Raw genomic sequence first — 26,036 nt, 5'->3', positions numbered from 1 at the left:
CAGTGCCCTCAGAACCGATGGTCGACGGTGAACTCGACGCGCCGATCCGGTCCCAGCAGCCATTGCGTACTGGTGTGGTACGCCGTGGCGTAGTACGCCTTGTCGAACACATTGAACAAGCGCGCCGACAACCGCGTGCGCGGTGACGCCTGCCAGGTCAGCGCCAGGTCGGTGGTGCTGTAGCCGGGCAGCTCCAGGGTGTTGGCATTGTCGGCGTAGCGCTTGCCGACGTAACGCACGCCTGCGGCCGCGCTCCAGTCGGGCAGGAACTGCCAGCTCACCCACACATTGGCCAGGCGCTCGGCCACGTTCGGCGGCACATTGCCATCACGCAAGACCACTACCGGCGGCGAACCGGTGGTTTCCAGGAAGTCCTCGAACTCGGCCTTCAGCACCGTGGCATTGGCATCGAGCGACCACCGCGGCGCGAAGCCCCAGTTGAGCGATGCCTCGATGCCACGCGAGGTCTGCGCGCCCACCTGTACCCGGCGATCCGGCACCAGCGGGTCGCGGCTGAGCAAGCCGGTCTTGCGGATGCGATAGGCCGCCAGGGTCCACTCGCCACCGTCGAACGCCTGCTTCAGGCCCACCTCGACCTGCCGTCCCTTGGCCAGGTCGAAGGCGCCGTTGGCCGGGCTGATCATCAGCAGGCCGCTGACCGGGTCCACCGCCTGTGAGTACTGTGCATAGAAACTCAGCGTTGGCTGCAATGCGAACACCGCGCCCACGCGCCAGCCAGTGCTGCTGTAGGTCTTCGAGAACGCATTCTGGCCGCTGACCAGATCCGTACGATCAATGCGCGCGCGGTCGTGGCGCAGCCCGCCCAGCACCGACCAGCGTTCGCTCAGCGCCAACCGGTCCTCCACGAACAGAGCGTACTGCTCGGCACCGTTGCGGTAGCGCGGCAGATTCGGTGCATCGCTGGCGAACTGCCCCGGCACCGGATGGAACGGATCGACCGGGCCGGAGCTGCCGGCGTAGGTATTGTTGGTGTGCTTGAAGTGCGCACGGTTGGCGTCCAGGCCCACGGCAAAACTGTTGGCCAGGCCCGCGATGTTCCCCTGTACCCGCAGCGTCGAGGTCAGCCCGGTCTGGTCCTGGTTGTGGGTGATCCGGGTATTGCCCGAACGGTCGATCAACCCGGTTCCAGGGTTGTAGACATAGGCCTCGGCATTGCGCCAGTCGCGCTGGCTGTCGATCTGGTAGATGCGCGTGCGCCATTCCACGTTCGCGTTCGGTGTCCACAGCGCATCGAGCTGGGTCCAGCGGTCACGAAAGCGAATGTCACTGTCTTCCACGTTGTAGTTGCGGTGGCGCAGTGCGTCCAACTGTCGGCCATCCACCAGGGGCGTACCGAAGTAGCGCATCGGCTTCTGGTGGCCCTGCGCATGGGTCAGGGTCAGCTGCAGGTCCGTGCGTGGCTGCCACAGCAGTGCGCCGGAGAAGGTGGCATCACTGTTCCGCCCGCGATCAACCCAGCCACCGCTGTAGTTGCCGCTCACGTCCAGCCGGTAGGCCAGCTCCGGCGCCAGCGCGCCGCCACTGCCGAAGCCCAGGCGTGCGGTGTCCTCGCTGCCCACGGTCACGCTGATCTCGTTCTCGATGGCACCGCGCGTCGGCTTCTTCGGTACGATGTTGATGACCCCGCCAATGGCACCATCGCCATGGATGACCGAGGCCGGACCGCGCAGCACTTCGATGCGCTCGATGGACCAGGTATCGAACGGGAAGGTGATGCCCACACCGCCGTACTGGCGCAGCCCGTCATACAGGCGCATCACTGAAGCGCCATCGGTGAAGCCACGGCTGGACAGCGCACTCAGGCCATTGCCCGGGTGCGGCATCGCACTGATCGCACCGGCGCGACTGATCGCATCATTGAGGTTGGTGTCGCCGCGCTGTTCCAGCTGCTCGCGCGAAATCACCGTCAGGCTGGCCGGTGTCTGCAGCACGCTCAGGCCCAGCGCAGAGCCTGCGCTGGCGGTGGATGACAGCTCGCCGCTGCGGGTATCGACCACGCGCACGGTATCCAGCGTGGTCGGTGGTGCCGCATCGGCGGCAAGTACAGAGGCGGTGTGCAGGAGCAACGCGCACATGGCAGGCAGCGTCGCCCGGCGCAGGCGCGCGGAGTTGGGGTTCGTTTTCATTTGTTCACGGCATGCAAGGCCACCCTGCAATGGCAGGGCAGCAATCAGAAAGGGACAGACACGCGCGTGCGGGCACCGGCCGTGGCCGGCAACCTCATGAAAAACGATCAATGCACCGCGCGTGTGGCTCAGGCAGCCATGAAGGCCGGTGGCCCGCGTGCTCCCAATGTGCCGCTGACCCGCTGCGGCAACGCCTGCACTGCACCACGCAGCGCACGGCATATCGATACCATCGGTGCCAACAGCAGCAATGCCGCCACCAGCAGGGTGATCAGCCGCGCGGCGATCAGGCAGTAGTCGCAGTCCACGCCCATCTCATGCTCGGCGTGTGGATCGGCGGGCGGCTTCTTTGCGACCTCGCCCTGCTGCATCGCCATCGCGTGGTGGTCGTGATGGCCCTCCATCGCATGCTGCGCATGCTGGGAATGGTCCATCGCCGCTACCGGCACAGCCGCTGCAACGTGACCATGCGCCAGCCAGCGGCTCACCAGCGGGGCAAGCAGCACCAGCAGCATGGCTAGCCATGCCAGGGTCTGGAACCGGCGGTGGAGGACAGAACGACGCACCCGGCCATTCTACGGGCCTGCGGTCAACCTTGGACCACGTTCAGGGTTGCCCGGCGGCCAGTGCGACGTTATGACGCAGCCTCCAGCGCAGGGGATCGTCCACTGCCCGAGGGGGACGGAAGGCAGCCTGGCCGGCCCCTTCCGCCCCCGCACCGGATGACTAGAACCGCGCCGGCTGCTGCACCGCGCGCTCCAGGAACATGACACCCGCCTGCAGGCTGTTGCGGGCGTTCTCCAACCAGCGCTCCGGATCGGCTACCGCGAATCGCTCCTGTGCATCCACATCACCCGAGTCGGCCAGATCAGCCAGCTGCAGATGGATGTGGTTCTCCACCAGGCTCACCAGCACGGCGAGCTCGGCCGATAGACCGGCGATGCGTTCGGTGAAGCCAGCGTCGTTGCTGTTCAGAGACATGTCCCCTGTTCCTATGCGTTGCGGTGTTGATGGATGGCTTCGAAACGCTCGGCACAGGCAGGCCCACAGAACAGCCTTGCCGGATCGTTGTCGAAGTCTTCGCTGCAGTCCGGGTTGTGGCATTCCCCCATGGGAGTGAGAGGGGCAACGTTGCTGGCCCGCGTTGCGTGCTGGGCCAGGGCGCGTTGCAGGTGGCGCGCTTCCATTTCCTGCGCTTCGTCGATGGTGTCCGTCATGCGGGTTGTATTTTATCGAGGGGTGGTCGCACCGATTGAGAACGTCGCAACGACCGTCAACGACATGGACTCCGCGGCGGATTGGTGTTCGTGGTTGCAGTGGATTTCAGGCATGCAGGCTCCTTGTGCACGGGCGCCCGAAGGCGCGATGGAGAGAAACAAAGGGCCGTCGCTGACGGCGATCACATCATCCGAAAACCGGTTCTCGCCAACTGCGACGCACCGGCGCGACCACAGCAATCTGCGGATCGTCATCACAGATCCAACGAGTACCGGCCGGCCTGTTCGCGACCGGGGATGCAAGGTGCTGGAAGGTGTTGCAATTGAACACTCATTCCGACACCATGACCGTGTCACTACCTCCCATCACATCCTGACCACACTGCGTCGGTCGGCCGCTGCGTGGCCTGCGCACGCCAGGTACTGCACAGCACGTTGGCCACCATCGGCCGCCGTGGACCGATCCACGTTCCCAGGGGCCCCGTCGAATGCACACACCGCATCCCACGCAGGACATCGTTCCCGCGTTCCTGCAGGCCATGCACGCGCACGGTATCGTGCCGGACGCGCGCGGCCGCGACGCGCTCAACGCCGATGGCACGCTGGTGCGTTTCCATGTGGAAGGCGACCGTCGTGGCACACGCAATGGTTGGGCGGTGTTGTTTGGCGACCACGTGCCGGCCGGCGAGTTCGGCAGCTGGCGGACCGGCATCCGCCATGCCTGGTGCGCGAAATCGCCGACCGCGTTGAGCGCCGCCGAGCAGCGTGCCATCCGGCAACGCCAGGAGGCGGCCCGCAACGCGCGCGAACGGGATCAGCGCGAGCGCGAGGACGCCGCCGCCAAGGTGGCCAACGTGCTGTGGAACCGCGCCATTCCCGCGGATGCCCACCATCCCTATCTCATACGCAAGGGCATCCACGCACATGGCCTGCGTGTGGCGCCATGGCTGGTGCGCAACAGCGATGGGCTGGTCTTCCGCCACATCGACAATGCCCTGCTGGTGCCGGTGATGAACAGTGCGGGTCGGATTGTCTCGTTGCAGGCGATCTTTCCCCGCATGGATCCGGCACTCGGACGCGACAAGGACTTTCTTTCCGGCGGCCGCAAGCAGGGCTGCTTCCATGTCATCGGCAAGCCGGTCCCCGGCCAGCCGATCGCCATTGCAGAAGGTTACGCCACGGCCGAATCCATCCACCAGGCCACCGGCTGGTGTGTGGTAGTGGCTTGGGATGCGGGCAACCTCGGCCCGGTCGGCCAGGCCTGGCGCGGCGCCATGCCGGACGCGTCGTTCGTGCTATGTGCCGACAACGATCAGTGGACGCGGCAGCCACTGGACAACCCTGGCGTCACTCTGGCCACGCGGACCGCTGCAGACATCGATGCCCGCGTAGTCTGGCCCGAGTTCGCTGCGCTGCATGGCGATGATGACCGTCCTACCGACTTCAACGACCTGCATCTGCGTGAAGGGCTGGACGCCGTGCGTATCCAGCTGTTGCCTCCCGCGCCGCCCGCGGCAGGCGACGACGTGGCGCGGGACGATGCGCCGTCATCGGACAGCGCGCGCTACCAGGTGCCTGGCAACCTGTCCGCATTCGATGCCTTCACCCCGTTTCCCGACACCAGCGCGCGCGGGCGGCCGTTGCCAACGGCCCGCAACCTGGCCGAGCTGTGCCGCCGTACCGGTGTGACCGTGCGCTACAACGTCATCCGCAAGGATCTGGAAATCCTGGTCCCTGGGCTGCAGACGACCGTGGACAACGCCAAGGAGGTCGCGGCTGGAGAAGTGATGGATTGCATGCACCGCGCCGGCATGGCCACCGCCAGCTTCGAGACCAACCTGTGCCAGGTGGCCGAAGCCAATCCCTACAATCCCGCCGCCAGCTGGATCACCTCACGGCCGTGGGATGGCCAGACCCGCCTGCAGGCGTTCTTCGACACCGTGCAGGAAGCCCAGCCCACGCGCATGGCCGACGGCCGCGTGCTGAAGGAGGTCCTGATGCGGCGCTGGCTGATTTCCGGCGTGGCGGCCGCCTTTGAGCCCGATGGCGTGGTCGCGCGTGGCGTGCTGACGTTCGTCTCGAAACAGAACCTGGGCAAGACGCGCTGGGCACGGCAACTGGCGCCGGCGGAGCTGCAACTGATCGCTGACGGGGTGGTGCTCGATCCGGCCAACAAGGACAGCGTCAAGCAGGTCATCTCCAAGTGGATCGTCGAACTGGGCGAAGTCGATGCCACCTTCCGCCGTACCGATATCGCGGCGCTGAAATCATTCATCTCGCGCAGCCATGACGAGATCCGCCGCCCCTACGCGCGCACCGAATCCCGCTATGCACGGCGCACCATCCTGTTTGCCAGTGTCAACGACGAACGCTTCCTGCGCGATGCCACCGGCAACACCCGCTGGTGGACCGTGCACGCCGTAGCGTTGGGCGAACCGGCGCGGATCGACATGCAGCAGGTCTGGGCAGAGGCCCATGCGTTGTACTGCGGGGGCGAGACCTGGCACTTGAGTGCCGAGGAACTGGATGCGCTGAATGCCACCAACAGCGAACACGAACCCATCTCGCCGATCGCCGAACTGATCGATCGCCATTTCGACTGGTCGCTCCCTGCCGAACACTGGAGCGCGCATTACCGCGCCACCGAGATCGTCATCGCGGTGGGCATCGACAAGCCCAACCGTCGCGAGGTGAACGAGGCCGCCGCCTACGTGGTCAAACGCCATGGCGTACGCACCCGCGTGGTGGGCAAGGAGCGTGCCAAGGTCTGGCTGATGCCAGAGCGCAGACGCAGTCTCGCCGAGCATGCGGCAGGCCCGTTCTAGATGCCACGCATCCATGATGGTCGCGACGTTGACAGCAGCAGCGACGACTGGCGCCTGCACTACGAAGCACGTCGCCTGCTGCAACTGGACGGCTACCGGCGCATGGGCAACGACGGGCGCTGGACGGCGGTCAGTCCGCGCCGACATCGCCAGCAGTATCTCGAGGGTGTCCTGGCGGCACGCGGCGCGGTTGAGCGCGAGCGCCTGGCAGCAGCGGCATTGCGGCTGTGGACCGCCAGCCCGTCCGGCCGACCACGTCACGATGAAAGTAGATGAAAGGTGTTGACTGAGACCATCTGCAGAGGCAAGATGGCTGTATCGGCCCGCCACCTTCCAGGAGCGCTTCCGCCATGCCTCATCCCCGACTGCATGCCTTCGAAGGTGAGCAGCTGACCGTGCAGCAGATCCATCAGCGGGTACCGGTGCTGTCCGAGCGGACCATCCGCGACCACCTTGCTGCCGGCCGACGTACCCGCACCGCCATGCTGTGCTTTGACCCGATCGCCGCGGCGGCCCGGGGTGGTCGCATCACCCAGCGCATCCTCCGCGCCCGCAGCCTCGCCGGCCGCGATTCCTGATCCTCCGGCACCTGCCGCATTTCTCCAGGAGTAGATTCCGCATGATTCCCGCCTCCCTCGACAGCGGTCATCGCATGATTGCCGACACACTGGCCGCGTTCCGTGCCGGCCCTGCACTGGGCAGCATCGCCCTGCGGCCGGCGCCGCGCGCACGTGTACCGCTCTACATCGGCATCGCCGGCAGCAAGCGCTCGGGCAAGGACACACTCGCCAATGGACTCGCATCGGCGTTGGCGCTGCCACGCGACAGCTTCACGGCCCCACTGCGGCAGTTCGTCGCCTCTCTCCTTGGGCTCTCCCTGCACGAACTGGACCGCCGCAAGGAGGACGCCATCGACTGGCTGGCCGAACTCACCCCGCGCCACCTGATGCAGGCCGCCGGTACCGAATGGGGGCGTGACCGCGTCCATCCCGAACTGTGGGTACGCTCGCTGTTCGCACGCCTGCCCGAGGGCGGGCTGGTACCCGACGTCCGCTTCGCCAATGAGGCCCGCGCGATCCGGCGTCGTGGTGGTGTCGTGATCCGCGTCAACCGCCCGGGCCATTGCAGCAGCGACCCTCATGCCAGCGAGCAGCCGCTGCCGCATGAACTGGTCGACATCGAAGTCGACAACGACGGTACCCCGGCCGATCTGGTCCGCAGATCGCTGGACCAGCTGCTTGCACGCGGTGTGATCTGATCCGTAATCAGGACCCGCTACCCGCCCCATCCGCTGAACCCACCGCAGGCCACGACCCATCATCGGCGGAAATGATGTAAGGTCATCCCCCATCACCGACGACACCTGTCGTCACCCTGCATCCCCAACCCATTTCGCAAAGAGGAAACGCCATGGAGGTCGAACAGTTCACGTCGACGCGCCTGAAGGCCATCGAGTTGTTCAAGTCCCAGCCCAAGGGCAGCAAGGACAACGTGAGCCTGGATGCGATCTTCATCTCGCTGTGCACGCTGGCCACTGCCCGGGCAGGCGCTGGCAGCGCCCAGCAGGCGCGTACCGTGGCCCGCCCGGGCAACCAGCAACCGCCCGCGCCATGGTTCGTCGAAACCCTCGCGGCCCTGAAGGGCAAGGGCGAGTCGATCACCGTGGCGCGCTTCCTGATGTTCGCCAACCGCTTCCCGGTCAAGCGCATGGACCAGGTCAACGCGGCACGCTGGCTGCGCGACGCCGGGTACATCCCCCGCAAGACCGGCGGCAACCTGGTATTCGATCTTTGATCCAGCGCCTCCTGCAGTCCTGAAGCCCCGGCATCGTCCGGGGCTTTTTTGTTTCCGGCCAGTACACGGCGCATGAGGCCATGCGGCGGGGGGCCGTCCTCACCCTGTACCTGCCCCATCCCCTTGATCTGCCTCTGTTCCTGCCAGGTGAGGACAGCGAGTACGGATCTACAGGAAAACACCAGCGGTCGGTGCAAGCGGATACGGCGCACTGCAAGCAGGCGTGTCGTGCTCCTCACCCGTCCTCGCGCACCACTGAACGTCTTCAGCGCACCGATATAAAAGTAGATGAACGGTTTTGACTGGACAGGCGGGATGGCAACAGTGGAGATCAATGCCACTGAAGACATCCTCCATGAACGCCCTGCCCGACAGTATCCAGACCCTGGCCGAGGTCATCGGCGAATCCGCAGCCCTTACGCTGGTGCGTGCGTGGCCGCCGACCACCTCCAGCACCACCGGCCGTCACCGCGTCATCGTCTACGTCCCCTCCACCCTGCCCGACCAGCATCGGCTGATCGACATCCTTGGCCACGACGCCGCCCGGCGGCTGGTCGCGCACTTCGGCGGCGAACTGTTGTTCCTGGCATCCTGCTTCGCCGCCGGCGCGCACGAACGCCGTGAGCAGATCGCCCGCGCGGTCGCCAGCGGCATGCCGCGCGAGCATGTCGCGCGTGAGTTCGGCGTCTCACAGACCACCATCAAGCGCGCCCTGCGCGGTGCGCGCACCGCGCTGCCACCGGCGGTCCATCCGGCCCTGCTCAAGGGGTACGCACGCGCATGAACGAGAGCGACCTGCTGGCGGGCGTGCCGGATTGGGCCAAGTACCTGGGCGGGACCTCGGGCGTGCTGATCGCGGTGTCGTTGTGGCTGCGCCAGTGGCTGTCATCGGCCAAGGTCGACCGCACCGCCGACGAAGCCACCAGCAACACCCTGCGCACCCTGCAGGAACAACTCGCGGCCGAACGTACACGCGCCGATGGACTGATGCACGAACGCGAGGCAATGGCCCAGGAGATCGGGCAGCTGCGCGGTGAGGTCAGCGCCCTGCGTGCACAGATCGCCCAGCAGAGCGTACAGATAGACGCCCTGCTGGCCCTGGTTCGCAAGCAACCAGGAGCGGCCGCATGACCGTCGCCGCCGCCAGCGCCCTCGGTGGCACCAACGTCGCTGCGTTCCTGGACATGCTGGCCGTGTCCGAAGGCACCGACATTCCGGGCCAGCGCTCACGTGACCACGGCTACGACGTCATCGTCGGCGGCCAGCTGTTCACCGACTACCGCGACCATCCCCGCGTGCTGGTGTCGCTGCCGCGCTATGGCATCAAATCCAGCGCCGCCGGCCGCTACCAGTTCCTACGCAGCACCTGGGACGACCTGCGCGCACGCCTGGGCCTGCCCGACTTCGGCCCGGTCTCGCAGGACCGTGCGGCGGTCGCCCTGTTGAAACAATGCGGTGCCTACGAGCTGATCCGGCTGGGACGCTTCGATGCCGCCGTCACCGCGGCACGACGCATCTGGGCGTCGCTGCCAGGCGCCGGCTACGGGCAGAAGGAGCACGCACTGGAAACGCTACGCGCGGCCTACCGTGCCGCCGGCGGAGCCCTGCAGTGACACCCGGGACACTGAAGCTGGGCATCGGACTGCTGGTCCTTGCCGGCAGCCACGCGAGCTGCGCCGGGCTGGGATGGACCTTGCGCGACCGCAGCGCGGACCTTGCCGCTGCCACCGCCCGGGCAGCGCAGCAGGCGGCCCGCACCGATGCAGCCCAGCGCGCGCACCAGCAGGCCCTCGCCAACAGCGCCGCAGGCGCGCAGGCCGAATCACAGCGCCTGGCCCAGCAGGCCCGGCGCACCGAACAGTTCAACACCCTGCAACGGGACATCGAGACCCATGCCAAGACTCCTGGTCGTGATCGCGGCGACGCTGACGCTGAGTTCGTGCGCATCTGGCGCAAGGCCAACGCCGGCCACGCCCTGCCGCGCTGATCTCAGCATCGCACCTGCCCAGCTGCTTCCCCCTTCCCGCCTGCCGGACCTGCACGCGGCCAGCGATGACGCGCTGCTGCGCAATCACGTTGCCGTCGCACAGCAGTACCACGCGCTGGCCGACCAGCTGAGTGCGCTGCTGTGCAGCCTCGGCAACCAGCGCGGCATCACCATCAATGGCGCCGCGCCGGCAGCACCTGCCGACTGCAGCAGCAGCGCCACTCCCGCGCACTGAGCCTGCCGGATACGGCCACGCCTGCAATGCCACCCCACTGCGGTGATGGCAACACTGGCTGCAGACCGCGCGCGCCGCACAGGCCACGCCCTTCTTCCCTTCCCTGCATGAGCTGACATGGCGAACGATCCCCTCCCTCCTACGCTCGATCCGCTGATTGCCGCGATCGAAGCCGCAATCCGCGCACGCTTTCCGGGGTTTGCAAGCATCGAGTTCCATCGCGACGCCAACGCTGAGGGGATGCCCCTGCCGGCCTGCCTGCTGGCGATGACCCGCTGTGACCGCAGCAGGGAAAACAATGATGGCAGTGGCCTTCTGCAGGCCACGCTGCGCTTCGAAGCACGCATTGTGCTGCCGGCAACCGATGCAACCACAGCGCTGCGGCTGCGCAACGCGGCCCTCGCCCTCGCGACCTGGCTGCACCAGCTCGGCCGCTTTCCCGGCGTTGCCAGCGGCGCGATCGATGTGATCGCGGCATTGCCCGAAGACCCAGCGGCAGCACAGCCGGGCCTGCGCACCTGGATCGTCGAGTGGTCGCTGCCGATCGCACTGGGCGACAACCCGTGGGACGACGCCGGTGGCGTGGTGCCGCAGGCGTCCTACAGCTTCGCGCCGGAGATCGGCCGCGCCCATGAGTCCCGCTACCTGCCGTTGCCGGAGCGCGCACGATGAGCGCCGAACACGCACGGTTGATCGGCAACCTGCTGATGATCGGTGTGGTACGCGAGCTGGACGAAGCGAACGGGCGCGTTCGCGTCGATGCCGACGGCATGCTTACCGACTGGATTCCCTGGCTGGAGCGCCGCGCCGGACCAGGCATGCGCAGCTGGTGCGCGCCCGAACCGGGCGAGCAGGTCGTGCTGGCGTGCCCCTACGGCGACCCCGGCCAGGCACTGGTACTCGGCAGCCTGTACCAGGACCGCTTTCCGCCACCGGCCGACTCGCGCCTGCGGCAACGCACCGAGTTCGCCGACGGCAGCAGCGTCGAATACGACCAGGAAACCACCACGCTCAACGTCCATGTCGGCAGCGGCAAGGTCATCGTCACCTGTGCGAATGCACAGGTGATCGCCAGCGAATCGATCGTGCTCGATACGCCCTTGATCAAGGCGACCGGCGATCTGGATGTCAGCGGCGCGATCAGCGCTGGCAAGGACATCAGCACACCGGGCGAGATCAAGGCTGGCGCCATCGGTCTGAAGGCACACAAGCACACCGCACAGGGCCCAACCGCCCCGACCACGCCGGCCCAGGCCTGAGCGGCCACGCCTGCAATGCCCTGAAAACCCGCACTCCACGACGATAGAGGCCATGCGAGGAACCGACGCCAACACCGGCAAATCACTGGATGGGCTCGCCCATCTCCACCAGTCCGTGCGTGACATCCTCACCACGCCCCTTGGCTCCCGCGTACTGCGCCGCGAATACGGTTCACGCGTGTTTGAACTGATCGATGCGCCGACCAACCGCTCGCTGCGCATGGACCTGATCGCGGCCACCGTCGACGCGCTGGCGCGATGGGAACCGCGTCTCCACGTCGAGAACGTCGACGTCTCCCTCCCCGCCCCCGGCGTGATGATCCTGGCAGTGACCGGGATCCACCTGCCGGACGGCGAGGCCATCACCATCGAAGGAATCGAGGTTCGCTAACCGTGGCATCCGGCTCGTTCACCAGTGTCAATCTGTCCCAGCTGCCTGCACCGGCGGTCATCGAAGTGCTCGATTTCGAAGCCATGTTCGATGAATCGCTGACCGCACTGCAGGCCCTGGATCCCACTTTCGACGCGCTGCTGCCGTCGGACCCGGCCTTCAAGATCCTGGAGGTCTGCACCTACCTGCGCCTGCTCGATCGCCAGCGCGTCAACGACGCCGCGCGTGGCGTGATGCTGGCGTATGCCGGTGGCAGCGACCTGGACCACCTCGCCGCGATCTTCGGCGTCGTCCGCCAGGTGCTCGACCCGGGCAAACCGCAGGAAGGCATTCCACCGCGATATGAGAGCGATGAGGACTTCCGCCGCCGCATCCAGCTGGGCCCGGAAGGATTCAGCGTGGCAGGGCCGGAGGGTGCCTATGTATTCCATGCGCTGAGCGCGGACCCGCGCGTGCTCGACGCCAGTGCGACCAGTCCCGGCCCCGGCGAAGTGGTGGTCTCGGTGCTGTCGCGCGAAGCGGATGGAACCGCCACCCAGGGCCTGCTCGACATCGTCGAGGCGAAGCTGAGCGCGGATGACGTGCGACCGCTGACCGACCACGTGCTGGTCAAGCCGGCCACGATCGTCAACTACACGGTCGACGCCACGCTGTTCACCTTTGCCGGCCCGGATTCACAGGTCGTGCTTGCCGAAGCACGCACCCGCCTGGACCGCTACATCGGCGAGTCACATCGTCTCGGCCGCGATGTCACCCGTTCGGGGTTGTTCGCCGCATTGCATGCCGAGGGCGTGCAGCGCGTGGAGATCGTCCGTCCGGCTGCAGATGTGGTGGTGGACCGAACCCAGGCCACGCACTGCACCGGCGTGACCCTGACCCACGGCGGCACCGATGAATGAGCCGAGCACGCGCCTGATCAACGCGCGCCTGCGCGGCGCGATCGATGGCCGCAACCGCACCTTCCGCCACCCCGGCGGCGCGCTGGCGAGCCTGCAGGCGGCATACCGCACCGATGCGCAGGGGCGGCAGCTGCTGCAGGGCAGCGTCATCGAGGGCAGCAGGGTCACCCTGGCCGCTGCACCGGCGCCCGGCGAGGTCATCGATGGTGACGCCCAGGTGGTGGTGCCTTCAGCGGCGAACCTGCTGCCCGCCAACGCCACCCACGCCGAGCGCGCGCTTGCCCGCGCCATCGTTGCGCGTCCGTTGCCGGTGGACATCACCGCGCTGTGGGATGCCGACCGCTGTCCGACCGCACTGCTGCCCTGGCTGGCCTGGGCGCTGTCGGTGGACGAATGGAAGGCCTACTGGCCCGAAGCCGTGAAGCGCGCCCGGGTGCGTACGGCCATCGCCATCCAGCGACGCAAGGGCACCGCCGGCAGCGTGCGCGACGTGGTGGCCGCCTTCGGCGGCTCGGTGCTGATCCGCGAGTGGTGGCAGCTGCAGCCCAAGGGCGCGCCGCACACCTTCGAAGCGGTGATGACCATCGCCAACCAGGATGGCCAGTCCGCCACGGCGATGTTCGTCGAGGACGTCATTGGCGAAATCACCCGGACCAAGCCGGTGCGCTCGCATTTCACCTTTACCCAGGGCATGCAGGCCGACGCCGCCGTCGGCGCACTTGCAGCCGCCCACGCCACGGCCTTCCGCCGCCTTCAACTGATCGGAGAGTAACCCCCGCATGCGCTTGAAAATCACCGATGCCGGCTTCGCCAAGCTGGTCAATCCGCCGAACACCGGCACCAACGCCGTGCTGATCACCCAGATCGGCCTGACCTCGACCGCCTTCGTGCCTTCCGCGGGGCTCACCGCGCTGCCCGGTGAGATCAAGCGCGTCGCCACCTTCGGCGGCCAGGCGGTGGGCGATGACACCGTGCACGTCACCATCCGCGACGACAGCGCCACCTCCTACACGCTGCGCGGCTTCGGCCTGTACCTGGCCGACGGCACCCTGTTCGCCAGCTACGGCCAGGCCGATCCGATCATGGAGAAGTCGGCCGCGTCGATGCTGCTGCTGGCCACCGATACCCGCTTCAGCGGGATCGACACGACGCAGATCCAGTTCGGCGATGCCGGCTTCCTCTATCCTCCGGCCACCACCGAGGTCGTCGGCGTGGTCGAGCTGGCCACCAGCACCGAAGCCGAAGATGCGACCGACACCCAGCGCGCAGTTACCCCGCGTGGCGTGCGCGCTTACACCGACAAGCGCTTCGGCGCCAGCGCCCCGACCGCGCTGGCGAAGACACTGCTGTCTGCGGCGAACACCAGCGCGGCCCGCACGGCGCTGGAGCTGAAGAGTGCCGCGCTGAAGGACACCGGGCATGGCAACGGCCTGGACGCCGACACCCTGGATGGCAAGCACGCCTCCGAGTTCGCCCTGGCCGGTGACTTCGCCACCGTGGGCCACAAGCATGTGATTGCTGATGTGACCGGGCTGCAGGAGGCGATCAACGACAAGGCCAACCTGTCGCGTAATGACTTCCGCGACCAGCAGTTCATTGGTGGCACATACCCGCTTCTTGGCTTCGGCAAGTACGGCGCGGAAACCGCGTACATCGGGGCCTGGGAGGGCAAGTCGACCTGGAGGTCATGGAATACCGGCCGGACCGCCGCAGGCGAACTGACCATCGCACACAATGACGTGCCACGCTGGAACGGCTCGGCGATGTGGCACGCAGGCAACTTTTCGCCTGACACGAAGATGGACAAGACCGGCGGAATCTTCAGTGGTCACGTTGCTGTGAATGGAAACTCGCTTCGCTCTTATGGCTGGGCCGGAGTGGCGAACGACGGCGTCCTGGTACTTGGCGATGCCAGTTCCTACATTTTCAAGAACGGGCCGAATTTCACTTTTTCCAACTCCGCTGGCGGCTATGGCGCAACGCTGAATGCGGGCGGCACGATTTGGACCAGCGGCAACTTCGATCCGGCAAGCAAGATAAGCAAAGCCGGCGACACGGTGTCTGGTGCACTGCGCATCAATGCCTATCTGTATGCCCAGGCAGCTGCGGGACACAATCTGATCCGATTCATCAGCAATGGGGCGGGAAACACCGTGCTCCAATCAGTGAATCCGGCCGAGAATGCCTTCGCACCACTTGAGCTGCGCGGCTCCTCCGTTTCCGTGATCGGTCCCGCCTCCTTCAATGAAACCCTCACCGCAGCAGGCTCGGTCATCAGCGCGGGCGACTGCGTTCGAACCAACGCCGGTACCGATGCACTCGCTGGCTACGTCGCGTTCCATCGCGCGGATGGAACACGCATGGGATACGTAGGCTGGGGTGATGGCAATCGGATTCAATACTCAGCGGAGAATGGGTTCACTGGCCATGCCTTCATCGGCAGCGTATCTGCCACGGGAGGCTACGACGTTGGCTCTTCGCGCAAGCTGAAGAACATCGAAGGCACGCTCCCCTACGGCCTGGCGGCTGTCGAACAGATGGAACTGGCAGCCGGCCACTACAAGCCTGAGTACAACGACGACGGTCGTCGCCGCCTGTTCTTCGTCGCCGAGCAGCTGGCCGAACTGGTGCCGGAAGCGGTCGACCTGGAAGGTGTCGAGTTCCAGGGCGAGCGCGTGGCATCGGTCAAGCTCGACCAGCTGCTGCCGGTGATGGCCAAGGCCATCCAGGAGCTGGCCGCCGAAGTGCGCGCACTGAAAGCGGAGCGCTGACATGCCCAGCGGATATCGCTCTTCCGGTGTCGACTTTGACGACCTGTTCGATCCGTACGTCGAAGGTCCACTTGCACAGGATTCGGGCCGCCGTATCGGCGGCACCGACCTGAGCCGCCGCTACGCGCACATCCAGTACGGCAGCAAACGTGCGGACGTAGGCCATCGCATCAACGGCATGGACGTGTCCAACCTGTGGGCGGCCCGCGGCAGCGCCACCTACAGGCTACCGTTCCATGGCAAGGGCTACTCGGCAAGCAATGGCGCCAAGACCAACTCCACCGGCTCCGTGTCGGCAACCGTCTCGATCCTGATGTATGCCGACGGCACCTATGCCATCCGCACAGGCGTCGCCGGTGGCGGCAATGGAGGCAGCTCAGTAGCAGCGTCGGGCCAGTGGCTTCCGGCAGGTGCAAGCGTTTCCGAGTACGAAGTGCAGATCACCGGTTCCACGCCCGCGAAAGCCTCTTTCAGCACCAGTGCTCCCTCGTTCGTTCCGGCATCGGCGGCACCATCGGCAGGCCTGTCGATCAGCGTCCCTGCCAAGTCGGCCAGCTACGAATCAGACAGCGTCAGCATTTCCGTCGCGCTGCGCCGTGCCGGGGGTATCGCCCAGGTTTCAACCTTCAGCGCCAGAGTCAGCGCCTCCGGCTGGGTCTGATCGATCAGCGGGCCACCGCTGCAATTATCCCGACAACCACATTCTCCGAACATTACCCCGTCGCCTACACAAGCCGGCACACACCCACACCGAGGAAGAACCCCGAATGACCGAATTTCTCCATGGCGTACAGGTCGTCAACATCGATACCGGTGCCCGATCGATTGCCATCGCCTCCAGCAGCGTGATCGGCATCGTCGGCACCGCACCGCTGGCCGACACCGAAGCGTTCCCCATCAACACGCCCGTCCTGGTGACCTCGTCGTCGCAGGCTGCCAAGCTGTCGGCCACCACCGGCGCCGATGCCGGCACCCTGCCCGGTGCGCTCGACGCGATCTTCGACCAGTCCAGTGCCGTCGTCGTCGTCGTCCGCGTCGAGAAGGGCGCCAACGAAAGCGCCACCCTGGCCAACGTGCTGGGCGGCGTGAACGCCCAGACCGGCGCCTACGAAGGCGTGCATGCACTGCTGGCTGCCAAGTCCATCGTTGGCGTCAAGCCGCGCATCCTGGTCGCACCCGGCTTCACCCATGTGCACCCCACCGACCCGGCCAAGCCGGAGGCCGTGCTGGCCAACCCGGTCGTCGCGGAACTGCTCGGCATTGCCGACAAGCTGCGCGCAGTGATCATCAAGGATGGCCCGAACAGCAACGACGACGCTGCCAAGTCCACCGCCGCCCTGACCGGCTCCAAGCGCGTCTACGTGGTCGACCCGGCACTGCTGGTGCAGTCCGGTGATGCCATCGTCACCCGCTATGCCTCCGGTGCCGTGGCCGGTGCCATCGCCCGCAGCGACAACGAGCGCGGCTGGTGGGCGTCGCCGTCGAACCTGGAACTCAACGGCGTGGTCGGTACCGCGCGTGCGATCGACTTCGGTCTGTCCGATGCCACCAGCCGCGCCAACCTGCTGAACCAGGCCAACGTGGCGACGGTCATCCGCGAAGGGGGCTTCCGCCTGTGGGGCAACCGCACCACCAGCATCGACCCGAAGTGGCAGTTCCTGTGCGTGGTGCGCACCGCCGACATCATCGCCGACAGCCTGGAAGCCGCCCACCTGTGGGCCGTCGATCGCGGCATCAGCAAGACCTACGTCGATGACGTGCGCGAGGGTGTCAATGCCTTCCTGCGCGGGCTGAAGACCCAGGGCGCGATCCTCGGTGGCAACTGCTGGATTGACCCTGAACTGAACGCAGCGGACAGCGTGGCCCAGGGCCGCTTCTACTGGGACTTCGACTTCACCCCGACCTACCCGGGTGAGCAGCTGACCTTCCGCATGCACATGAACAACAACTACGTCTCGGAGATCTTCTAAGCATGGCGCGCAAGATCCGCAAGAACTTCAACTTCTACGTCGACGGCAAGGGTTATGCCGGCAGCGTGATGTCCTTCACCGCCCCCAAGCTGTCGCTGAAGACCGAGGACTTCCAGGCCGGTGGCATGCTGGCCCCGACCGAGATCGTGCTCGGCCATGAAAAGCTCACCGCCGAGGTCGAGTTCGCCTCGGACGACGCGGAGATCATGACCAAGTTCCACGTCATCGAGAGCAAGGAGTATGGCTTCACCGCCCGCGAAGCGCTGGAAGGCGACGACGGCGAAGTGACCCAGGTCGTGCACAACATGCGCGGCAAGGTGAAGCTGCTGGACCGTGGTGAAACCAAGGTCGGCGAGAAAGGCACGATCAAGGTCAGCCTGGCGCTGAGCTACTACAAGCTGACCCATGGCGCCCAGGTCGTGCAGGAGATCGACGTGGTCAACATGATCGCCCGCCAGGGTGGCGTCGACGTCCTGGCCGGCATCCGCGGCGCGCTGGGCATCTGAGCCCACGCCGCACCGAAGAACCCGGGGGCGCCTCGCGCCCCCGCATCCATCGCACCGCATCGCATTCCAGGAACGCCTTCATGTCCAGCAAGACCAAGACCCCCACCGACACCGTCATCGAGCGCGATGGCTTTGCCGAGATCACCCTCACCCGCCCGCGCCAGGTCAACGGCATGGAGACCGCCGTGCTGCGCATGCGTGAACCGACCGTGGAAGACATGGAGCGCTACCAGGACGACAAGGGCAGCGACGCCCAGCGTGAGGTGCGGATGATCGCCAACCTGTGCGAGATCTCGCCGGACGACGTGCGCAAGATGCCGCTGCGCGACTACGCCCGGCTGCAGGCAGGCGTGGCGCTTTTTACCACCTGACCCTGCCGCAGATCAGGCAGGGAGTGCTTGCCCTGGCCGGGCATACCGGCTGGGGCCTGCGCGAGATCATGACGCTGCGGGTGTCGAAGTTCATCTGGTGGATTCAGGGGTTGCCGGTACATGGCCAATAACGTTCAAACGACAACGATCACGATCGGCGGCTCGGTGTCCAAATCGCTGAAGGACGCATTGTCCTTCGCCAATGATGGCATCAAGCGCATCGGCACCGAGATGACACTGCTGGACCGCAGGCTTGCCCGTCTGAACACGACGAGCAAGGAATACGCTCGCATGCGTGCCCAGGTCGACGCATTGCGTGCCTCGCAGGAGGCACTGGAGAGCATCGAGGCAAAGCGCACCGCCAATCTGGAGAAGCGCGAGAAGCTCGGCTCGGCATTCGGCGAGGCACGTGGTGCGCTTGGCACGGCCGTTACCGCGCTGGCCAAGCCGGTGGAGAACGCCTCCGGCTTTGCCCGCCAGAACCAGCAGATCGGCGTGGCGGCCAACCTCAGCCGGGCCCAGGTGAGCGCCTTGGGTCAGGCCATCCTGGAACAGTCGCGTGCGACCAACCAGGGCGCCAACGCGCTGCAGCGCTCGATCAGGCTGATGATCGACGCCGGCATGGATGCGCAGTCGGCCCAGGCCAGCCTGGGCGCGGTCGGGCGGACCACCACCGTCACCGGCGCCAGCATCGATGATGTGGCCCAGGCCGCAGCCGCCCTGCAGCAGTCGTTCGATATCGACCCCTCGCGCATGCAGAACGCGCTGGATGTGCTGGTCGTCAACAGCCGGCAGGGCGGCCTGGGCCTGAAGGACATGGCTGAAGTGCTGCCTGCCCTGGGCTCGTCGTTCGAAGCGATGAAGCTGCGGGGCACCTCGGCGGCCGCGACCCTCGGCGCCGCCCTCCAGGCCACGCTGGATTCGGCCGGCGGCGCCGACAAGGCCGCCAGCAACATGAAGAACTTCATGTCGTCCGTCCTGTCGCCGGAGCTGCAGAACAAGGCGAAGAAGAGCCTCAATCTGGACCTGCGCAAGATCATCGGTGACGCGCAGACCGACGGTGGCAATCCCTTCGATGCCGCCATGCAGGGAATCATCCAGGCCACTGCGGGCGACCAGAAGAAGATCGGCGCACTGTTCGGCGATGCCCAGGCGAAGAACTTCGTCCAGCCGATGATCGAGAACTGGGACACCTATGTTCGAGCCCGCGACAAGGCGCTGAATGGATCGGCAGGCACCACCGATGCAGCCTATGCCGATGCGATGCAGACCGACCCGCAGAAGATCGAGGGCGCCAAAATCGCCGTGGACAACCTGTCCAAGGCCTTCGGTGCCGCGCTGCTGCCGGCGGTGGGCGAGGCCGCGGTCAAGCTCACCGAACTGCTGAACGGGGTCACCTCGTTCGTGCAGGAAAACCCGAAGCTGATCGCCAACACCACGCAGATCGTGGTCGGCATGCTGGGCGTGCGCACGGCGGTGCTCGGCGCCCGCTACGCCTGGACGTTCCTGCAGGGCCCGATCCTGGCCGTGCAGAAGGCCTTCGAGCTGTTCCGTGGCGGCAGCCTGCTGGCCCAGTTGGGACGCTTCGGGCCGATGGCCATGCGCCTGGCATCTGGCTTCCGTGTGGTTGCTACTGCCGTGGCCGCCATCGGTGGCGGGCCGATCACGATCGCCATCGCAGCGATCACCGCAGGCGCCATCCTGGTGCGCAAATACTGGGAGCCGATCAAGGCGTTCCTGGGCGGTGTCTGGGAAGGTCTCAGCGGTGCAGGCACCGCGGCGATGGGGGAGCTGATGCGCGCGGTCGAACCGCTGCGCCCTGCCTGGGAAGTCATGAGCGGGCTGATCGGGCAGGCCTGGGATTGGCTGTCGAAGATGCTGGAACCGGCGCAGTACACCGGCAACGAACTGTCACGCGTCGGCCAGATCGGCTCACTGGTAGGCGAAGCGCTGCTGACCAACTTCCGGCTGGTCATCCAGGTCATCGGCGGCGTGGTGGGAGCAGTGGTGTGGCTGGGCGAGATGCTTGGCACCGTCGCCGGTTTCATCAGCGAGACGCTCGGCAGCATCTGGGAGTCGATCAGCGAGAAGGCAACGGCTGCGTTCGACCGCATCCTGGAGAAGCTCAAGCCGGTCATTGAAGGCGTCGGCTGGTTCATGGACAAGCTTGGTGGTGGCGTAGGGGCTGCCAAGGACAAAGCGCTGGAGGTCGCCGAGGGCGGGCTGCAGACCGCAGTGGGCGCCGCCAACATCTACAGCAGCATGAAGGCACGCGGTGGTGGTGGCATTGGTGACATGGCACGGGTCGCATATGCCGTCGGCACCGACAGCAACGATGGCTTGAACCGGCGCATGGCTGAGCTGAGCGGTGCGCAGGGACGCACTGCACCGGCCATGCCCTCGCCCACCACCCGTGCACCCACCACCGTGCAGCAACAACAGACCAACAACATCACCATCCACCAGCAACCAGGTGAATCCAGCGAATCCGTAGCACGTCGCACCGCCGACGAACTGCAGCGTCGCAACGCGGTTGCCGCCCGTGGTGGCCTTGCAGACAGGAATTGAGCATGAAGCGCGAGTTCGTAACCGGCACAGTGGACAAGCTGCTGTCGCAGTTCAAAGCCAACGATTCCGGCAACGCCCCGGTACTTCTGATGCTGGGCGGCTTCAAGTTCAGCCTCAACACCGCCGTGTTCCAGGACATCCAGCAGAGCAACGAGTATGGCTGGGCAGCGCAGGAACGCATCGGCCAGATGGCTGCGCTGCAGTACACCGGGCCCGGCAAGGCCAGCATGACGCTGCCTGGCGTCATCCACTATGCGTTCCGCGGTGCCGGCAATGAGCTCTCGCAGCTGCGCAAGCTGGCCGCGCAGGGCAAGCCACAGCGGTTGCTGACCGGCAAGGGCGGGAACCTGGGGCTGTGGGTCATCGACAAGATCGACGCCACCGCCTCCGGTTTCACTGCCGATGCCGGAATCCAACGGCACGAATTCACCCTCTCCCTGCGGAAGCACAGCGATGGCACGAACGTATAACACCCGCGACGGCGACGTCGTCGACCGCATCGCGTACACGCACTATGGCGAACAATCACCGGCCATCCTGCGCGCGGTATTCGACGCCAACCCGGGTCTTGCCGCACGCGGCGCGGTACTGCCCGCGGGCATGGCGATCACCCTGCCGGATGTGCAGCGCCCGGCAAACGAGCGCAAGGGAGTGGCCCTGTGGGACTGAACATCACACCGGCATTCCGCGTGGTGGCCAACAACCAGGACATCACCGACACCATCAGGTCGCGCTTCAAGTCGCTGCGGATCACCGACGAGACCGACAACAACTCGGACATGCTGGAACTGCAGCTGGCCGACCATGATCCTTCCGATCCGATCCAGCTGCCGCCGGCGGGCGCGGAGCTGGAAGCCTTCATCGGCTACGACGGTGACGTGCGGCGCATGGGCCTGTACATCTGCGACGAGGTGGAGATTTCCGGCTACCCGGGCAGCATGACCCTGCGTGCCCGCGCGGCGCCGTTCGAGGCCAGCAAGGGCGGCAAGAACGATCTGCAGACGCAGAAGACGCGCACCTGGAAGAAGGGCACGACCATCGGCGGCATGGTGCAACGCATGGCCGGCGAACACGGAATGGAGGCTGCCGTGAGTGGGTCGCTTGCATCGATCGCGCTGCCGCTGACGGTGCAGTCGCAGGAGTCGGACATGAACCTGCTGCTGCGCCTGGCCAAGCAGCATGACGCCATCGCCAAGCCGGGCGGCGGCCGCCTGATGTTCATCAAGCGGGGTGAATCCACCAGTGCCAGCGGTGAGCGCATTGCCGACGTCACCCTGACCCCGGCCGATGGCAGTGGCTACAAGGTGAGCATCGTCTCGCGCGAGAAGACCGGCACCACCATCGCCTACTATCGCGATGTACGCGGTGCCACGCGCCAGGAAGTGAAGCTGGGCAGCGGTGAACCGATCGTGCGCCTGCGCATGGCCTACGCCGACCGCGAAACCGCCGAAGCTGCAGCGCGCGCCAAGCACCAGGAACAGGCCAGGCAGACGCGTACGCTGAGCTACACGTTGCCCGGCCGCGAGACGTTGATGGCCGAAGCCACGGTGGTGATGCAGGGCTTCCGCGATGGCGTGGACGGGCAGTGGCTGGTCAAGCGTGCCGAGCACAACATCAGCCACGACGGCTACGTGACCAGCATCGAGTGCGAACAACCCAACAGTGCCGACACAGTGAAGGCGGCCCGCAGTGCCGCGGTCACCGAAGGCGAGCAGGTCGGCAGCGAGGTGTAGATCCAGGCCATGCGTGGATGCGCTTCCCGCATCAACTCACGTACTGCGCTACCCCGTTCCCGAACGACCAGTTCTCCTTCTTCACTTCCACCAGGTTGATGAACACATCCTCGCGACGGATGCCCACTGCCGCGTGCAGGCCCTCGGCAATGCCCGCATACAACGCCTTCTTCTGCTCCAGCGTACGCCCTTCGTTCCAGGTGATCTGGATGCAGATGAAGTCGTCGGTGCGGTCCACGCCCAGGTAGCCGGGGTCGTAGATCAGCGTGCCGGGCTCGTGTTCCTGGAAGATCTGGAAGCGGTCGTTTTCCGGCACACCCACCGCGCGCATGGCCTGGTAGATGGTTTCGCCGACGCGTTGCAGGTAGTCGGCGGATTTACCTTTGCGAACATCGATGCGGGCGAGCGGCATGGTGACACTCCAGCGTGGATGGGTACGGCGAGAGGTTGAGACTACGCCTACCCGGGGCGGTGGGACAGCGCAGGAATGGAACCCTCTGCCTTCATTCGTGGCGTGCCCCCCCCCTCCCGCGCGAGGTGACGTGATTGGCATGGCGGCGCGGCTCCGAAGGCGTCATGCGCACGGTCGGCAGGGGCGGCGATTTGCGCCATCAGTGACGCGCCGCACTACTCGCAGGTGTTGGACGGCACACAACGGGAAACGTCCGGCCTGCCTGGAGAAAGTTGGGAACTTTCCTTACAGACCGATGTGATTGCCCGGCGTGATGATCGCCGCGCCGAGGCAGATTGCCTGGGCCGGGATTGGCGTCTCGAATAAACAAACAAGATTTAGGGGCTGCAAGAACAATCGCAGCAGAGAGAATGCACCGACTGCCTTCAATGGCGGCCGGTGCGTGGGGATCGCCAGATCCGCCAGGCATTCTTCTCCCCTGAAGCTTGTTTGCCTTGGTACGCCAACCCGCACCGTCCGCCACCTTCGCTCCGGAAGGTGGACCTACGCCAGTGAGGGTTTCGCCATGACCAACCGCACCGCCATCCATCCCCGCCTGCACGCCCTGATCGGCAACATTGCCACCGACGTGCCTGAAGACCTCGCACGCGAGATCGAATGCGCCCTGCAGGAACAGAACCTGCCCACACAGTCGCCCGCCTTCTTCGCCTGTCTCAACGCCATCAGCCACGCCGATGGCGACGACGGACAGCCGTGCCGCAGCCTCACCCTCGGCGCCAGCAATCACGCCTCGCTGCGCCGTTCGATGTCTGGGCTCACAGCATTGCTAGATCTGCTGCAGGCCGCCGACCGTGCGCGCAACGAAGGGGGCCCGGACGAACAATTGGGCGCTTTCCATATCGACGGACTGATCGTGGCCGCGCGACAGCTGGTGCGTGATGTGAGCAACTGCCTGGCGAGTGACGCTATATGATGATCACAAGCCGCTACGGGTCATTCGGATCCCGCTGGCTTGGTTGTTGGACTCCAGCCCTGCTATGAGCCGCGGCATTTCCAACTGCACCACCCGATCCTGCAGCCGGCCCTGGAGGCTGCGCGCTAACAAATTTCGAAAAAATGGTCGCCACTCTGAAAAGCGAGAGAGTCGCAGCGAGCGCCGTCATCAGTGAATACGAAAGAAGGAAGAAACCGGAAAATCGGAAGATCTTCGTTGCGATTAGTAGAAATAATCCTAAAACAGTCGCTTGATCGAAGGCTGGCACATTGTTCACCAGCCATGTCGCGGGACGCCCGAGCGCCAAGAATGCAAAAAGCACAGCCAGCACTTGAATCATCAAAAAATGAAAAAACCTGGCAGCCAGATCGTTCAAGGTAGAGGCGCTTCCACCACTGCGCTCTCTACCCATTGCAACTTTGAACTTGTCGTCCCCGACAGCCAAAAGAAGTGCAAATGCTGCGATCGAGAACCCCAAAAGCGACGGGAGAACCGAAAGACTCTTCTCCCACCAGTCTCCCGACCACCAGAATGGAGTGCAAAGCAGCGTGAGCAGCACAGCTGCGTGACAGAAGGGGGAGGTCAACACGTATGACATCCCCCCATAGGTGGACCAGTATCGGCGAAACGCAATTCGAACACCGTTGTACGCAGCCGATACTTTCATGTGTTAAGCCCTACTCCGCCGACTTTGAACGATCGTTCGCACTGCCGCTTGCGCCATCCTTACGAAGGCGTAGCCAAAAATCTCAACGTCAGGATCAAAGTACTTTCTCTGCCAGAATGGTGACTCGTCCTTCGTCGATAGTGTCTTGGGATGCCCTTGTTCATCTTGCCCTTTGGCAACCACGAAGCCGTTATCTGCACTGATTGCAGTAAGAGTTCGAGTCCTGTCACTAGGCTGCAAGAACTCACCCTCCATGGCATTTAGCACCAAGTCGACGGAAGCCGCGTTCTGCTCTACCAAGGATTCTTCGAACTCAGCAAGGTCATCTTCATCATAGTCACCGGGGTTCGGCCTTGTGGCGTGGATCGTCAACTTTTTGATCCTCTCCCAGCCCAGGATTTCGTCAACCGCATCAGCATCTGGAATAACAGTGAGCTTAGGCGGCCTTATTTCCGAAGAAATTTCCTCTGCCAAAAATACTCGATCCAGGAAAATTTTCATCAAACGAGGAGATAGACCACCTTTGCGAGCAAGAGTCTCAAAGATGAAAATATGCTGCCGCAAATCGAAGTAGAAAGAACACCCCTGATGATTAGGCTGAAGATGATCCAGGATCGCCAGCCCATCCAAGTCGTCATCTGACGCAGGTTGCGCAGTATCCTCGTTGAACCACGGCAGATTCTTATCAAGCTTCGTAAATGTAGAAATCACACCACTAAAGCCAACAACATCGCCGTTTCTGCCGGCAACTGGATCCAATGCGCTAAAGATTCCCCACTTCCCGCCAAAGATGGGCGCCCTGATACGAGCACGCAAGACGAGCTCAAAAAATCTCTTGTACGCCCCCGTAGGATGCGGAGTGAGCACAACGTTTATTGCACCAAGCTCAATCACTTGATTTACAGCCATGCCTATTCCTTTCGCATCGCTTAGATTTCTTGACCAGAGCGCTGGCATTGCAGCACCAGTATCTGCCCCCCCTCAACTTTAAGCCAAAGGCTCAAAAGCTGACTTTACCGCAAATGCAGGCATTGACGACAGTACAGGAGATTCACTTAACCTGATCGAGGCTTGGCACGCTCTACTCACAATTGAATGCTAAGTTGGCACTACAGCTGCCGATAGCTGACGCACACGAAAAAGCCGGCTCATGGCCGGCTTTTTCATAACACCTGAAAAATCAGGGTTCTATTTGGTGGGCGGTACAGGGATCGAACCTGTGACCCTTGCCGTGTGAAGGCAATGCTCTACCGCTGAGCTAACCGCCCGGTGTGTTGCTGAGCCGCTCAT

32 protein-coding genes and 1 tRNA gene are annotated in these 26,036 nt (G+C 64.9%); 25 read left to right on the top strand and 8 right to left on the bottom strand.

Annotation, left to right across the window (positions count from 1 at the left end; all coding sequences use genetic code 11):
- Positions 1-8: 8 nt before the first annotated feature.
- From ACZK4H_RS05015 to ACZK4H_RS05000, 4 genes are all read right to left on the bottom strand, one after another.
- Positions 9-2,147, bottom strand: a complete 2,139-nt coding sequence (locus ACZK4H_RS05015) for a TonB-dependent receptor (protein ID WP_099553898.1) — start codon at positions 2,145-2,147, stop codon at positions 9-11.
- Positions 2,148-2,275: 128 nt separating this feature from the next.
- Positions 2,276-2,662 carry a DUF2946 family protein gene (locus ACZK4H_RS05010; RefSeq protein ID WP_005408346.1) on the bottom strand — a complete coding sequence of 129 codons (387 nt, stop codon included), beginning with the start codon at positions 2,660-2,662 and terminating at the stop codon, positions 2,276-2,278.
- A gap of 211 nt (positions 2,663-2,873) precedes the next feature.
- A complete protein-coding gene (locus tag ACZK4H_RS05005; protein ID WP_005408345.1) occupies positions 2,874-3,128 on the bottom strand; it encodes a hypothetical protein in 255 nt (84 codons plus the stop codon).
- A gap of 11 nt (positions 3,129-3,139) precedes the next feature.
- Positions 3,140-3,364 carry a hypothetical protein gene (locus ACZK4H_RS05000; protein WP_005408344.1) on the bottom strand — a complete coding sequence of 75 codons (225 nt, stop codon included), beginning with the start codon at positions 3,362-3,364 and terminating at the stop codon, positions 3,140-3,142.
- A gap of 488 nt (positions 3,365-3,852) precedes the next feature.
- On the opposite strand from ACZK4H_RS05000, the gene ACZK4H_RS04995 reads away from it, so the two are divergent.
- From ACZK4H_RS04995 to ACZK4H_RS04880, 24 genes are all read left to right on the top strand, one after another.
- On the top strand, positions 3,853-6,189 hold the full coding sequence (locus tag ACZK4H_RS04995; protein ID WP_099553893.1) for a VapE domain-containing protein: 2,337 nt from the start codon (positions 3,853-3,855) through the stop codon (positions 6,187-6,189).
- Positions 6,190-6,465 carry a DUF7696 family protein gene (locus ACZK4H_RS04990; RefSeq protein WP_099553891.1) on the top strand — a complete coding sequence of 92 codons (276 nt, stop codon included), beginning with the start codon at positions 6,190-6,192 and terminating at the stop codon, positions 6,463-6,465.
- Between the two features lie 74 nt (positions 6,466-6,539).
- Positions 6,540-6,767 (top strand): hypothetical protein, encoded by a 228-nt coding sequence (locus ACZK4H_RS04985; protein ID WP_012510243.1) that lies wholly within the window; start codon positions 6,540-6,542, stop codon positions 6,765-6,767.
- A gap of 41 nt (positions 6,768-6,808) precedes the next feature.
- Positions 6,809-7,447 carry a deoxynucleotide monophosphate kinase family protein gene (locus ACZK4H_RS04980; protein WP_099553888.1) on the top strand — a complete coding sequence of 213 codons (639 nt, stop codon included), beginning with the start codon at positions 6,809-6,811 and terminating at the stop codon, positions 7,445-7,447.
- A 152-nt stretch (positions 7,448-7,599) separates the two neighbouring features.
- Positions 7,600-7,983, top strand: a complete 384-nt coding sequence (locus ACZK4H_RS04975) for a hypothetical protein (RefSeq protein ID WP_049444117.1) — start codon at positions 7,600-7,602, stop codon at positions 7,981-7,983.
- 355 nt (positions 7,984-8,338) lie between these two features.
- Entirely contained in the window at positions 8,339-8,767 is a 429-nt protein-coding gene (locus ACZK4H_RS04970; RefSeq protein ID WP_239503738.1) for a helix-turn-helix domain-containing protein, read from the top strand.
- Entirely contained in the window at positions 8,764-9,114 is a 351-nt protein-coding gene (locus ACZK4H_RS04965) for a hypothetical protein (protein WP_043033662.1), read from the top strand. The genes ACZK4H_RS04970 and ACZK4H_RS04965 overlap by 4 nt, the downstream gene beginning before the upstream one ends.
- Positions 9,111-9,596, top strand: a complete 486-nt coding sequence (locus tag ACZK4H_RS04960) for a glycoside hydrolase family 24 protein (protein WP_099553884.1) — start codon at positions 9,111-9,113, stop codon at positions 9,594-9,596. The genes ACZK4H_RS04965 and ACZK4H_RS04960 overlap by 4 nt, the downstream gene beginning before the upstream one ends.
- A gap of 80 nt (positions 9,597-9,676) precedes the next feature.
- Positions 9,677-9,970, top strand: a complete 294-nt coding sequence (locus tag ACZK4H_RS04955; protein ID WP_241896749.1) for a hypothetical protein — start codon at positions 9,677-9,679, stop codon at positions 9,968-9,970.
- Positions 9,894-10,205, top strand: coding sequence for a hypothetical protein (locus ACZK4H_RS04950; protein WP_158230222.1), 312 nt, complete (start codon positions 9,894-9,896; stop codon positions 10,203-10,205). The genes ACZK4H_RS04955 and ACZK4H_RS04950 overlap by 77 nt, the downstream gene beginning before the upstream one ends.
- Before the next feature lie 117 nt (positions 10,206-10,322).
- Positions 10,323-10,877: a hypothetical protein gene (locus tag ACZK4H_RS04945; RefSeq protein ID WP_099553880.1), complete on the top strand. Its 555-nt coding sequence runs from the start codon at positions 10,323-10,325 to the stop codon at positions 10,875-10,877.
- A complete protein-coding gene (locus ACZK4H_RS04940; protein WP_099553878.1) occupies positions 10,874-11,464 on the top strand; it encodes a phage baseplate assembly protein V in 591 nt (196 codons plus the stop codon). The genes ACZK4H_RS04945 and ACZK4H_RS04940 overlap by 4 nt, the downstream gene beginning before the upstream one ends.
- Before the next feature lie 52 nt (positions 11,465-11,516).
- Positions 11,517-11,855 (top strand): GPW/gp25 family protein, encoded by a 339-nt coding sequence (locus ACZK4H_RS04935; RefSeq protein WP_099553876.1) that lies wholly within the window; start codon positions 11,517-11,519, stop codon positions 11,853-11,855.
- Between the two features lie 2 nt (positions 11,856-11,857).
- The gene (locus ACZK4H_RS04930) at positions 11,858-12,754 is read left to right on the top strand and encodes a baseplate assembly protein (protein ID WP_099553874.1); all 897 of its coding nucleotides are present in this window, start codon (positions 11,858-11,860) and stop codon (positions 12,752-12,754) included.
- Between the two features lie 223 nt (positions 12,755-12,977).
- The gene (locus ACZK4H_RS04925) at positions 12,978-13,526 is read left to right on the top strand and encodes a phage tail protein I (protein WP_227860081.1); all 549 of its coding nucleotides are present in this window, start codon (positions 12,978-12,980) and stop codon (positions 13,524-13,526) included.
- A 7-nt stretch (positions 13,527-13,533) separates the two neighbouring features.
- On the top strand, positions 13,534-15,525 hold the full coding sequence (locus ACZK4H_RS04920; protein ID WP_478473059.1) for a tail fiber domain-containing protein: 1,992 nt from the start codon (positions 13,534-13,536) through the stop codon (positions 15,523-15,525).
- A gap of 1 nt (position 15,526) precedes the next feature.
- Positions 15,527-16,186 carry a hypothetical protein gene (locus ACZK4H_RS04915; RefSeq protein ID WP_099553869.1) on the top strand — a complete coding sequence of 220 codons (660 nt, stop codon included), beginning with the start codon at positions 15,527-15,529 and terminating at the stop codon, positions 16,184-16,186.
- Between the two features lie 106 nt (positions 16,187-16,292).
- Complete coding sequence (locus ACZK4H_RS04910) at positions 16,293-17,495, top strand: phage tail sheath C-terminal domain-containing protein (RefSeq protein ID WP_099553866.1); 1,203 nt, start codon at positions 16,293-16,295, stop codon at positions 17,493-17,495.
- Positions 17,496-17,497: 2 nt separating this feature from the next.
- Entirely contained in the window at positions 17,498-18,001 is a 504-nt protein-coding gene (locus ACZK4H_RS04905) for a phage major tail tube protein (protein ID WP_099553864.1), read from the top strand.
- 80 nt (positions 18,002-18,081) lie between these two features.
- The gene (locus tag ACZK4H_RS04900; RefSeq protein WP_005412456.1) at positions 18,082-18,372 is read left to right on the top strand and encodes a phage tail assembly protein; all 291 of its coding nucleotides are present in this window, start codon (positions 18,082-18,084) and stop codon (positions 18,370-18,372) included.
- A 120-nt stretch (positions 18,373-18,492) separates the two neighbouring features.
- Entirely contained in the window at positions 18,493-20,940 is a 2,448-nt protein-coding gene (locus ACZK4H_RS04895) for a phage tail tape measure protein (RefSeq protein WP_099553862.1), read from the top strand.
- Positions 20,941-20,942: 2 nt separating this feature from the next.
- Positions 20,943-21,410, top strand: a complete 468-nt coding sequence (locus ACZK4H_RS04890) for a phage tail protein (protein WP_049430173.1) — start codon at positions 20,943-20,945, stop codon at positions 21,408-21,410.
- Positions 21,394-21,609, top strand: coding sequence for a tail protein X (locus ACZK4H_RS04885; protein ID WP_049430174.1), 216 nt, complete (start codon positions 21,394-21,396; stop codon positions 21,607-21,609). The genes ACZK4H_RS04890 and ACZK4H_RS04885 overlap by 17 nt, the downstream gene beginning before the upstream one ends.
- The gene (locus tag ACZK4H_RS04880; RefSeq protein ID WP_099497689.1) at positions 21,600-22,673 is read left to right on the top strand and encodes a phage late control D family protein; all 1,074 of its coding nucleotides are present in this window, start codon (positions 21,600-21,602) and stop codon (positions 22,671-22,673) included. The genes ACZK4H_RS04885 and ACZK4H_RS04880 overlap by 10 nt, the downstream gene beginning before the upstream one ends.
- A 31-nt stretch (positions 22,674-22,704) precedes the next feature.
- On the opposite strand, the gene ACZK4H_RS04875 is transcribed toward ACZK4H_RS04880, so the two are convergent.
- Complete coding sequence (locus ACZK4H_RS04875) at positions 22,705-23,085, bottom strand: tautomerase family protein (RefSeq protein WP_099553860.1); 381 nt, start codon at positions 23,083-23,085, stop codon at positions 22,705-22,707.
- 565 nt (positions 23,086-23,650) lie between these two features.
- Between ACZK4H_RS04875 and ACZK4H_RS04870 the strand changes: the two genes are divergently transcribed.
- Complete coding sequence (locus ACZK4H_RS04870) at positions 23,651-24,058, top strand: hypothetical protein (RefSeq protein ID WP_099553859.1); 408 nt, start codon at positions 23,651-23,653, stop codon at positions 24,056-24,058.
- Positions 24,059-24,071: 13 nt separating this feature from the next.
- On the opposite strand, the gene ACZK4H_RS04865 is transcribed toward ACZK4H_RS04870, so the two are convergent.
- From ACZK4H_RS04865 to ACZK4H_RS04855, 3 genes are all read right to left on the bottom strand, one after another.
- The gene (locus ACZK4H_RS04865; protein WP_143567684.1) at positions 24,072-24,668 is read right to left on the bottom strand and encodes a hypothetical protein; all 597 of its coding nucleotides are present in this window, start codon (positions 24,666-24,668) and stop codon (positions 24,072-24,074) included.
- An 81-nt stretch (positions 24,669-24,749) separates the two neighbouring features.
- On the bottom strand, positions 24,750-25,655 hold the full coding sequence (locus ACZK4H_RS04860; RefSeq protein WP_158230221.1) for a DUF4747 family protein: 906 nt from the start codon (positions 25,653-25,655) through the stop codon (positions 24,750-24,752).
- A gap of 284 nt (positions 25,656-25,939) precedes the next feature.
- Positions 25,940-26,014 (bottom strand) — tRNA-Val (locus ACZK4H_RS04855).
- Positions 26,015-26,036 lie beyond the last annotated feature (22 nt).

The organism is Stenotrophomonas sp. 78350_Sma (assembly GCF_056482105.1).
This window is presented reverse-complemented; position numbering and strand designations above follow the sequence as displayed.

Bases quoted from the DNA above. Each gene is read 5' to 3' on its own strand.
- ACZK4H_RS05015 (WP_099553898.1), bottom strand. From the start codon at position 2,147: ATGAAAACGAACCCCAACTCCGCGCGCCTGCGCCGGGCGACGCTGCCT.
- ACZK4H_RS05010 (WP_005408346.1), bottom strand. From the start codon at position 2,662: ATGCTGCTGGTGCTGCTTGCCCCGCTGGTGAGCCGCTGGCTGGCGCAT.
- ACZK4H_RS05005 (WP_005408345.1), bottom strand. From the start codon at position 3,128: ATGTCTCTGAACAGCAACGACGCTGGCTTCACCGAACGCATCGCCGGT.
- ACZK4H_RS05000 (WP_005408344.1), bottom strand. From the start codon at position 3,364: ATGACGGACACCATCGACGAAGCGCAGGAAATGGAAGCGCGCCACCTG.
- ACZK4H_RS04995 (WP_099553893.1), top strand. From the start codon at position 3,853: ATGCACACACCGCATCCCACGCAGGACATCGTTCCCGCGTTCCTGCAG.
- ACZK4H_RS04990 (WP_099553891.1), top strand. From the start codon at position 6,190: ATGCCACGCATCCATGATGGTCGCGACGTTGACAGCAGCAGCGACGAC.
- ACZK4H_RS04985 (WP_012510243.1), top strand. From the start codon at position 6,540: ATGCCTCATCCCCGACTGCATGCCTTCGAAGGTGAGCAGCTGACCGTG.
- ACZK4H_RS04980 (WP_099553888.1), top strand. From the start codon at position 6,809: ATGATTCCCGCCTCCCTCGACAGCGGTCATCGCATGATTGCCGACACA.
- ACZK4H_RS04975 (WP_049444117.1), top strand. From the start codon at position 7,600: ATGGAGGTCGAACAGTTCACGTCGACGCGCCTGAAGGCCATCGAGTTG.
- ACZK4H_RS04970 (WP_239503738.1), top strand. From the start codon at position 8,339: ATGAACGCCCTGCCCGACAGTATCCAGACCCTGGCCGAGGTCATCGGC.
- ACZK4H_RS04965 (WP_043033662.1), top strand. From the start codon at position 8,764: ATGAACGAGAGCGACCTGCTGGCGGGCGTGCCGGATTGGGCCAAGTAC.
- ACZK4H_RS04960 (WP_099553884.1), top strand. From the start codon at position 9,111: ATGACCGTCGCCGCCGCCAGCGCCCTCGGTGGCACCAACGTCGCTGCG.
- ACZK4H_RS04945 (WP_099553880.1), top strand. From the start codon at position 10,323: ATGGCGAACGATCCCCTCCCTCCTACGCTCGATCCGCTGATTGCCGCG.
- ACZK4H_RS04940 (WP_099553878.1), top strand. From the start codon at position 10,874: ATGAGCGCCGAACACGCACGGTTGATCGGCAACCTGCTGATGATCGGT.
- ACZK4H_RS04935 (WP_099553876.1), top strand. From the start codon at position 11,517: ATGCGAGGAACCGACGCCAACACCGGCAAATCACTGGATGGGCTCGCC.
- ACZK4H_RS04920 (WP_478473059.1), top strand. From the start codon at position 13,534: ATGCGCTTGAAAATCACCGATGCCGGCTTCGCCAAGCTGGTCAATCCG.
- ACZK4H_RS04915 (WP_099553869.1), top strand. From the start codon at position 15,527: ATGCCCAGCGGATATCGCTCTTCCGGTGTCGACTTTGACGACCTGTTC.
- ACZK4H_RS04910 (WP_099553866.1), top strand. From the start codon at position 16,293: ATGACCGAATTTCTCCATGGCGTACAGGTCGTCAACATCGATACCGGT.
- ACZK4H_RS04905 (WP_099553864.1), top strand. From the start codon at position 17,498: ATGGCGCGCAAGATCCGCAAGAACTTCAACTTCTACGTCGACGGCAAG.
- ACZK4H_RS04900 (WP_005412456.1), top strand. From the start codon at position 18,082: ATGTCCAGCAAGACCAAGACCCCCACCGACACCGTCATCGAGCGCGAT.
- ACZK4H_RS04895 (WP_099553862.1), top strand. From the start codon at position 18,493: ATGGCCAATAACGTTCAAACGACAACGATCACGATCGGCGGCTCGGTG.
- ACZK4H_RS04890 (WP_049430173.1), top strand. From the start codon at position 20,943: ATGAAGCGCGAGTTCGTAACCGGCACAGTGGACAAGCTGCTGTCGCAG.
- ACZK4H_RS04885 (WP_049430174.1), top strand. From the start codon at position 21,394: ATGGCACGAACGTATAACACCCGCGACGGCGACGTCGTCGACCGCATC.
- ACZK4H_RS04875 (WP_099553860.1), bottom strand. From the start codon at position 23,085: ATGCCGCTCGCCCGCATCGATGTTCGCAAAGGTAAATCCGCCGACTAC.
- ACZK4H_RS04870 (WP_099553859.1), top strand. From the start codon at position 23,651: ATGACCAACCGCACCGCCATCCATCCCCGCCTGCACGCCCTGATCGGC.
- ACZK4H_RS04860 (WP_158230221.1), bottom strand. From the start codon at position 25,655: ATGGCTGTAAATCAAGTGATTGAGCTTGGTGCAATAAACGTTGTGCTC.